The sequence below is a fragment of the Microbacterium sp. genome (assembly GCF_031178525.1).
Lineage (GTDB): Bacteria > Actinomycetota > Actinomycetes > Actinomycetales > Microbacteriaceae > Microbacterium.
Genome location: NZ_JAPSJA010000095.1, coordinates 1 through 9118, shown reverse-complemented (window position 1 = coordinate 9118; position 9118 = coordinate 1). Strand labels below are relative to the sequence as shown.

Sequence of the window (9118 nt, the reverse complement as noted above, 5' to 3'; positions counted from 1 at the left end):
TCAAGGCCGCGTACCTCGAGGCCGCTTCGCCGCCCGCGGCACGTGCGTTCTTCGACGACCACGTGCGCCATTGGCGCGGCGAGCTCGAGCAGTGGGAGGCCGAGCTCGGCCGCATCGACGCGCGCATAAACCCGATGCTGCAGCGGCGTCTCGCCGCGACCGACGCACGAGACCACGACCGCACGGTCGCCTTCAAGCGCCTCGGGTACGAGGGCCTCGTCGATCGTGCACGCTCGGAGATCGCGTGGGCCGAGCGCGGCCTCGCCCTGCTCGACGACCTTTACGGCCCGGAGGACGCCGGCCCCGGCCACGCGTGACCTGATTCCGCCCCCTCGCCGCGGCGCGCCGCGGAGCACCCGGGTCGGCGTGCCGCAGGGCCGCTCGGTCGGGCCGAGCGGAGCGCTTCCGCGCGACTGCTGCCTTGCGACTGCGGACGCCGGTGCGACTCGCGACCCGCCGGCTCCGACCGGGCGCAGTGCTCTCTCGATGGGCACACCCATGCTCACTGCGGCTCATCGCCCCGGCCCTTCCTCAGCGGGTCGATGAATCCGGTCCCGGCTGAGGCGTCGGCCCGACTGGGCGGTTCCCAGCGCCAGCGCAGCGGCGGCTTCGATCGGAGTTCGCGCGGCGGCCCGTGGGGCGGGTGCAGCGTCAGCGGGCCCTTGCCGTCGCGCCGGATGCGATGCCCACGGTGGTGCAGATTCATGTGGTGGTAGCGGCACAGCAGCAGGCCGCGGTCGACGTCGGTACGGCCCCCATGGGCCTTCCACTCGTCGATGTGATGTGCCTCGCAGTACGAGGCGGGCATCGTGCACCCGGGCCAGACGCACCCGCCGTCGCGGAGGGCGAGCGCGATGCGCTGCTTCGGCGTGAAGAGCCTCTGCTCGCGCCCGACGTCGAGCGGGTTGCCGCAGGAGTCGACGACGACCTCGACGGCGCCGCTACCGCAGATCTCCTGCTCCACCGCGATCGTGGGCACGGCGTCGCCGCCGTCCTCGAGGTGACCCACCGGATCGTCCTTGACCAGGACGATCCGGGCGCCGGGCCGGCGCGCCCCGAACACCTTCTCTTCCTGCGCGGTCGCGCCGGCCGTGAGCACGTCGAGCACGAGGTCGTAGGCCAGCTGCTCGTTCGTGCGAGGGTCGTCGATCAGCTGCTGGGCGGCGGCGGCCTCGTCCGGGTCGACGAACCGCGGCCCGCCTCGACGTGGGCGCAGGGCGGCGTCGATCATCGCCCGCACCCATGCGGCGCCGTGGTCGTCGAAGCGGATGCGCGCATGTCGCACGCCCTGCTCGTCCGTCCACATCCGGAACGACCGCGCGTCGTGCCGCGCGAGATAGCGTGCTTCGGCACCCGTCGGGTCGAGGCGGTCGCGGATCTGACGCGCCGCGGCCGCGAGATCCTCGACGGTCCGCACCGCCACCTCGTCCAGCAGCTGCTCGGACGCGAGCCGCCACGCCTCGACCGCGTCTGTCGTCGCCGCCTGCCCGCCGGGCTCGACCGGGGGCCCATCCAGCCCCCGCAGAATGGCATCCGCCTGCGCGGTGGTGATCCGTCCATCCATCAGTGCCGCATCGACCACGGAATGCCACGGCGCCGCGATCACGACCTCCTCGTCGAGGGGCTCGCCCGACGCGCGCGGAGGCGTCGCCGCCTCGAGCAGCGCCTCCCCCAGTCGCACGCGCTTCGCCGCGTCGCCCCGCGCAGACCCCGACAGCTCCTGCACCAGGGACGTGGCGTTGCGGTGCCCGCGCGACTGCGCCAGGCCGTCGTGTCCCGCCTCTCGGCCCGATCGCGCGGCGACCACGCCGGCTCCGACCGTGCTCATCCGCTCGCCGGCCTGCGCCAGCTGCACGCCGAGGGCGATGAACCGCACAACATCGTCATCGTCGAACCCGCTCACCTCTTCCACGCCGGCAGAGGCCAACGCCGTGACGGCGCCGATCCGCTGCGCGAATTCGGCGAGGAGGTCCATGCCTTCAGCGAACCACGAGCCACTGACATTCGAAGCGGGAAAGCCCAGACCAACGCAGGAATCCGTCGATCGGTGGAGAACCGGCTCAAGGCATCGCCTGTGGACGAGGGAGATCGCCCCGCCGCCTCACACCTCGACGATCTCGCCGTTGCGAGGCAGCGCACCTCCGAACGTCACCGGCACGGCCCGCGCCCGCACCGGGTCCCTCGCGTCCATCGCCTGGAGATGCAGGTGCGGTTCCGTGCTGTTGCCGGAGTTGCCGCACCGACCGACCGGATCTCCGGCGCGCACCCGCTGCCCGACCCGGACGTCGACGTCACCCCGCCGCAGGTGGCACAGCGCGATCACGATCCCTTCCCGGTCGATCAGCACGTGGTTGCCGGCGAGCGCGGTCCATCCTGCCGCGACCCGCCGCCGCTGGGTCAGCGCGTAGGCGATCGACGGGATGCCGCGGTGCGCCGGATGGTCGGGCTCGGCATCGTGGGCGGCGATCACCACGCCGTCGACGGGAGACAGGATCGGGCGCCCGAACCCCGGGAATCGCTCGGGTTCCTCCGAGCGCACGAGGGTGCCGAGATCGACCGGCGCCGTGCGGCCGTCCTCGCCCACGGGGACGAAGTCGATCGCATGCGACGTGGCGAACAGCGTCGTGCCGTGGCTGGGCACCCGGTCGGCCGGGCTGTTCTGCACGAGCCACCGGCCCGCGAACGGGTAGGCGAGGTCGAGAGCGCCGTCCACGTGACCGGAACGCTCAGGTGGCGTACTCGAGCAGGTCGCCGCCGAGCGCGTGGAACGCGCTGTGCACGCGGTGCCGGTGCAGCAGCGACAGGTCGTCGAACGCCACGATGAGCGCGTAGGCGAATGCGCCGCGTCGTCCCGCGAGCACGCCGGCATCCGCCCGGACGCCGCGCTCGCGGCCTGTCTTGGCGAAGTGCACGAGACCGTGCCCGTCCGGCTCGTGCGAGAACGGATCGCCGCCGATCGCGGCGCCGACGAGGCCCACGTCGGTCACGGGGCTGAGCCAGCCGACCACGCGCTCGCTCACGGCCGGAGCGACGGCGGTGCCGCCCGCGAGCGCCGAGAACAGCGCGGCGAACTCCCGCGCGGTGCCGAGGGCGATGTAGGGAGCGTCGTCCGGGCCGCGCTCGGAGCGGAACCCGTCCAGCAGCGCCGAGCGGGGCATCCCGAGCTCGACGATCCGCCGGGTCACGCTCTCGTGCCCGACCCGGTCGAGCAGGGCGTTCGTGGCGGCGGCGTCGCCGGCTGCGGCGGCGAGCACCGCGAGATCGACGATCGGAAGGGTCGGCGCGGCCATCGCGCGCCACAGGCCGGTGGGCGCGAGCGCATCGGTCTCGGCACGCTCAGCGAGCGCGTGCGGGTCGAGCGAGCCGTCCTCGATCCGCGCCGCGGTCTCGATCAGCAGGGGCACGACGCCGAGACCCCCGATGGGCAGCGGCAGGTGGTCGTCACCGGCCAGCACGACCTCGCCGCGGTCGAGGTCGGTCACGTGCACGGCGACGCGCGCGCCGGCGAGCGACAGTCCCTCGAGGGCGTTCGTCGTCGAGCGGAACGTGCGCGTCTGCCGTCCGCGGCCACGTCGCATCGCGCGCCGCGTCGACTGCGGCACATTCATCTCGCTGCGGGGATCTGCTCCCACGTCGGTCCTTCTGTCGGTCCCCCTGGTCGTTCTCCGCCGTCCATTCTGCGCCTTCCCGGGTGACCTGCGCTGTCACTCAGGCGACGAACTGATGAAGATGCGTCGCACGGACTCGGGCGACCGGAATGCCGGGCGGCCCGGCATCCGCCGATCAGGAGATCAGCCCCCGGAAGTCACTCGCGTCGAGCGATCCGATCGCGGCGGGATCGTCGCCCGCCAGCACATCGCGGAACAGGCGCGACTTCTTCTCCTGCATCGCGACGACCTTCGCCTCGATCGTGCCCTTCGAGATCAGGCGGTACACGACGACCGGGCGCGTCTGCCCGATGCGGTGCGCACGGTCGGTCGCCTGCGCCTCGGCCGCGGGATTCCACCACGGATCGAGCAGGATGCAGTAGTCGGCCTGCGTCAGGTTGAGACCGAAGCCGCCCGCCTTGAGCGAGATGAAGAACACCGGCACGTCGCCCGACGTGAAGCGGTCGATCATGCGCTTCCGTGCGCTCATCGAGACGGATCCGTCGAGATAGGCATAGGAGAGCCCGCGCGCGTCCGCGACAGCCGCCGCGCGGCCGAGGAACTGCGTGAACTGGCTGAACACCAGCACGCTGTGGCCGTCGGCGACGATCTCGTCGAGCAGCTCGCCGAGCTTCTCGAGCTTGGCCGAGGGGGCCGTGCCGTCTCCCACCAGATCGGGATCCAGCGCGAGCAGCCGCAGCGTCGTGAGCGAGCGCAGGATCTCCATCCGGTTCGTGTCGACGTCGTCCAGCAGGCCGAGCACCTTCTGCCGCTCGCGCTGCAGCCGCATCGCGTAGGCGCGCTGGTGCGCGGGATGCAGCTCGACCTCGAGCAGCTGCTCGGTCTTCTCGGGCAGGTCGGAGGCGACCTCCTCCTTCGTGCGGCGCAGCATGAAGGGTCGCAGGCGCCGGCGCAGCCTGTGCAGCCGCTCGCCGTTGCGCTCGCGCTCGATCGGCTTGCGGTACTGCTCGGTGAACGACCGCTCGCCGCCGAGCAGTCCCGGCGCCACGAGCGAGACCAGCGCCCACAGCTCGAGCAGGTTGTTCTCGAGCGGCGTGCCCGTGATCGCGAACTTGCTCGGCACGTCCATGACCCGCGCGCACCGATGCGTCTGTGCCCGGTGGTTCTTGATCTGCTGCGCCTCATCGAGCACCAGCACGCGGAACCCCAGCTCCTGGTACTCCGCGAAGTCGAGGCGGAACAGCGCGTAGCTCGTCACCACGAGCTGCGCGTCTCCGACGGCCTCGGCGAGCGTGGTGCCGCGCTTTCCGCTCGTCTCGTCGATCGCCACCGTGGCGAGCGCCGGCGTGAACCGCGCGGCCTCCGACACCCAGTTCGACACCACGCTGGTCGGCGCGACGACGAGGAAGCGGGATGCGGGCGCCGAGGGCTCCGCCTCCTCGGTCGCCGCCGGCGGCTCCTGTCGAGCGCGCTCGAGCGCCGCCAGCACCTGCACGGTCTTGCCGAGGCCCATGTCGTCAGCGAGGATGCCGCCCAGCCGGTGCCGGATCAGGAAGTCCAGCCACGACAGACCCGTGCGCTGGTAGTCGCGCAGCTCCGCCCGCAAGCCGGCGGGCGCCTCGACCGGCGCGAGGTCGTCGGCATCCGACAGCCCGCGCAGCTTCTCGAGCCACTCGTTCGTCTGCGCCTGCACCAGGCCGACACCGACGATCTCCTCCCACAGATCCGTCTGCCACCGACTGATGCGCAGCGGCCCCGTGGGCCGGTCCTGCAGCCCGCGCGCCTCGTCGAGCAGCTCGCGCAGCGGATCGAACTGCGTCTGGTTCAGCGTGAACACCGTGCCGCTGGGCAGCACGACGTAGCGGTCGCGCGCCACGAGCGCGGTCAGCAGCATGCCGAAGGGCACCGCCTCGCCGCCCACCTCGACGCTGACCTCGAGGTCGAACCAGTCGTTGCCGTGCGGCGCGGTGGACACGTGCACGACGGGCGGATCGGCAGCGAAGCGGTACTCGGGAAGCTCGTCGGTCTCATCGATCCGCAGCCCGTCGACCTCGCGCAGCGCGGGCAGCACGGCCGTGCGGAACTCGACCGTCTCGTCCCGCGTCAGCATCGCGGCGCCGAAGCCCGTGCCCTGCCGGACCCCGAGCAGGTCGCGGCGCTCCCCCGCCGCCGCCTCGGTCGCGTCGCCGATCGCGCGCTCCTCCGCGGGAGTCCGGAGCGCACCGGCGTCCGGGTACTCCCAGCGCCAGGCGAGCGTGGCCCGCTGGTCGGCCTGCGCGAGGGTCAGCACGAGCGTCGGCCGGGGCGGCGCCGGGATGTCGTAGTCCACGGACCGCAGCGGAGCGATGCGGCGCAGCTTCGGCAGGTAGTCGCGCTCGAAGTCGGCGAGCGCGCCATCCGGGATCGTGAACGGCTCGCCCTGCATCAGCCGCGTGAAGGCCTCGGCCAGGGGCTCGCGCAGCGGCACGAGCTGGCGCACGCCGTCGTCTCCCGCGAGCGCCATCGCCGCGACGGGGGTGCCGACGGGAAGAATCCGCTCGTCCCCCGTCTGCAGATCGATGACCGGCTGGACGTGGAGGGCGCCGTCCCGCCGCTCGAGCGTCAGGTGGTGCGCCGCGGGGTCGGCACGCAGCGTGACCTCGGGCTGCGCCTTGGTGTCGGCCACGAGCTGCACCCCCGCGTCGCGCAGCTCGACGAGCACGTCCCACAGGCCGCGGCTGGGCAGCTCGTCGAGCCGGATCCATTGCGGCGCGCGGTCGTACGAGCCCCAGCGACTGCGGTACGCGGTGCGGGTCGCCGCTTCCGGTCTGCTCGGGCCGGGGAAGTGCTCGCGCGCCTCGTACAGCGCCTCGAGCTCCCCCAGCGCACGGCGCTGATCGGCCGTCATCCCCTTGCCGTCGAGGTCGCGCCAGCCGATGCCGGTGCGCACCCAGGTGCCGCGCGCGCCGCGCACGGCGGGCCGGATCCGCACGCCGTCGCCGTCGGACCCGATCAGCAGCGCCACGTCGGTCGGCTCGGCCTCGCCGCCGTCGTCGAGCGCGCGCTCCAGCGCGCGCCGCCACGGCTCGACGAGCCCCGATCCGCGCGGCAGGCCGGTGCCCGTCGTCGCACCGTGCGCCACGAGATGCAGGATCGCAGCCGCGTGCACGCAGCCGTCCTTGCCGCACTCGTCGCAGTCGACGCTCACGCCCTCGCGGTCGCTCAGGTCGACGTAGATCGTCCACCGACCGACGCGACCCTCGTACGAGGTGGTGCCACCGAGATCGAACCGCTCAACGATGCGGGCGACGCCCTGCTCGGCGAGGTGCGCGCCGTGACGCACCATCCACACGGGCAGGATCCGCGGCAGGTCCGCGGGGCTCAGCTCGAACGGCACCCCACGAGCCTAGGCGCGGCCGGCGACAGCGGGCGCGGGCATGTGCTCCACGCTCCCCTCACCCGTTCGCGCGTGCAGAGCCCCCATGCCGGGAACATCACCTGAGGAACGAGACGGCCCGAAGATGCGGCCCGAGCGGACCCTCGGGTCCGATGACCGCTCACTCCCCGAGGTACCAGGGAGTCAGCGTCATCTCACCGCCGTCGACGACGTCAAGCAACTCGGTCGCAGTCGTCCGCTGAGCGCCTGGCCACGGTGCCATGAGCACCGTGAGCTCGCTGGGGCGTCCTGTCGGCGCGCGCCATACGAGATCGGCCCGCGCGATGCCAGCGGGCTCGAGGGTCACCGGGTCCGGCCCGATCGGCTCACCGACCGACGAGTGTTCCCGCGGCTCGATCATCGGACGGATCGCGTTGCCGTCCGGAGAGGCGAACGCAAGGTCAGGGAGGCCGTTCACATCGCACGCTCTGGAGGAGACGTTGCGCACCTCGAGCGCGAGATAGCGCGTCCCCGTGGCAGCATCCGAGCCGGCGATCGTCACCACGACGTCGTCCTCCGAGCAGCGTCCCGGGAAGTCCGGAGCGGCGCTCGACGCGACCTCCGACGGCGGATCGGTGGCAGCGGGCGGCGTGGCCTGCTCCGTGGGCTCCGGCTGGGCCACCTCCGTGCTCGCAGGGTGCGCCGCCCCACGCGTCGCCGCCGCAAGAGCTGTCGCGGCGACGGCAGCGGCGATCACCAACCCCACGCACAGAACGAGCACGCCACGAGCTCGCCCGCGTGGACTCGGCACCCCGCTCAGAGCGACGGCGAGGACGGCGGGAATCCAGCCCCAGAGCAGGCCCCATCGTGCCGCTTCCCACAGCGCGGGCACCGTGAAGGTCCGCAGGAAGGATCCGCCCGCACCACCGAAGCTCTCCGTCCAGAGCAGCCACTCCCCGAGCTGAGCGACGCCGGCGACGCCCACGCCGACGATCACGACGCCGCCCCACAGAACGAGCGCGCGTACCCACCGGCGGTGACTCGGCCTGATGTGGAGAACGGACACCGATACTGCCGCCAGCGCGAATCCGAGGGTGAGGAGAAGCGTGAGCCAGATCATCGCGGGCCACGGCGCGACGGTGTAGTCCGCGTGGGCGGGGATGATCGTCGGCGCCCAGGGCTCGATCACGTGCCAGACCTGCGGCGAACCGCGCCACGCCAGCGCGCGATGTAGAACGTCGGCCGCGATGACAGCGAGAACGCCCGTCGCGGCGTACGCCATCCATCCGGTCCGGCCGATGAACGATCGCCGCTCGGCTCCGAGTGATTCAGCGCGCTCCTGCTTCTTCACGGCTGAAGTCTTGCACCCCATCTCCCCGCGGACGGCGACGCGCACCGCCGCGTCGCAGCCCGTCGATCAGCCGCGGACGGCGGGCGCGGGCCGCGCGTGCGCGGCTCAGCGCGGATCGACGCGCACCTCGCGCACGCGCGCTGTGCCGCGCTCGACGCGGATCCCGATCACCCGGCCGGTGAACCCCGTGGCGACCTCGGTCGAGAGGTAGCGGCCGTCGATGCGGCCGAGCACGCGGCGGTCGGCTCCGACCGCGAGGACCAGATCATCCGGGCCCGACGTCTCGGAGGCGACCGACGCGATCCACACGATGCCGTCCGGATCGACCGCCGTGCCGAGCACGACCTCGGCGCCACCGACCGTCCACATCGCGGTCGCGTCGCAGCCATCCCGCCGCACGCCCACGCGATGGCGGTCGTCCAGCCTCACCTCGACGTGGGCCGCGGCATCCGCAGTCTCGATCTCGACGCGCGCCTCCCAGGACAGGGTTTCGACGCGGGCATAGACGCCCGTGCCGTCGGCGGCCTCGACCTCCAGGCCGGCGTCGCCCGCGCGCGCGAACTGCTCCGGCCATGCGCCGGGCGACACCCACCGGGGCCCGAGCGCGTCGAAGCGGTCGACGAAGCCCGTCACGGGCGGCACCTCGGCGCCCGACGGCCGGCTCACCGGCCAGCCGCCGCGCCAGTCCACCTCGGCGAGGAACGTCTCGCGCCCGATCACGTGGAAGCCCGGCGTGTAGCCGGCCGGGCGCACGCCCAGATGCACGGCGGCCCAGGTGCCGTCCGCCCGCTCGACGAGGTCGGC

The 9118-nt window shown here is 72.9% G+C and carries 5 protein-coding genes and 2 pseudogenes; 1 reads left to right on the top strand and 6 read right to left on the bottom strand.

Going from position 1 to position 9118, the window contains the following annotated elements:
- A pseudogene (locus RIF89_RS07920) lies at window positions 1–317 on the top strand (PadR family transcriptional regulator); the annotation flags it as partial.
- Between the two features lie 185 nt (window positions 318–502).
- Here the strand turns inward: RIF89_RS07920 and RIF89_RS07915 are convergent.
- The 6 genes and pseudogenes from RIF89_RS07915 to RIF89_RS07890 all read right to left on the bottom strand — a co-directional run.
- Window positions 503–1975, bottom strand: coding sequence for a DUF222 domain-containing protein (locus RIF89_RS07915; protein WP_309068585.1), 1473 nt, complete (start codon window positions 1973–1975; stop codon window positions 503–505).
- A gap of 126 nt (window positions 1976–2101) precedes the next feature.
- Window positions 2102–2713 (bottom strand): M23 family metallopeptidase, encoded by a 612-nt coding sequence (locus RIF89_RS07910; protein ID WP_309068584.1) that lies wholly within the window; start codon window positions 2711–2713, stop codon window positions 2102–2104.
- A gap of 13 nt (window positions 2714–2726) precedes the next feature.
- A complete protein-coding gene (locus RIF89_RS07905) occupies window positions 2727–3632 on the bottom strand; it encodes a serine hydrolase (protein ID WP_309068583.1) in 906 nt (301 codons plus the stop codon).
- Window positions 3633–3783: 151 nt separating this feature from the next.
- A complete protein-coding gene (locus RIF89_RS07900) occupies window positions 3784–6984 on the bottom strand; it encodes a DEAD/DEAH box helicase (protein ID WP_309068582.1) in 3201 nt (1066 codons plus the stop codon).
- A 160-nt stretch (window positions 6985–7144) separates the two neighbouring features.
- The gene (locus RIF89_RS07895) at window positions 7145–8314 is read right to left on the bottom strand and encodes a DUF4232 domain-containing protein (RefSeq protein WP_309068581.1); all 1170 of its coding nucleotides are present in this window, start codon (window positions 8312–8314) and stop codon (window positions 7145–7147) included.
- A gap of 105 nt (window positions 8315–8419) precedes the next feature.
- A pseudogene (locus tag RIF89_RS07890) lies at window positions 8420–9118 on the bottom strand (glycoside hydrolase family 43 protein); the annotation flags it as partial.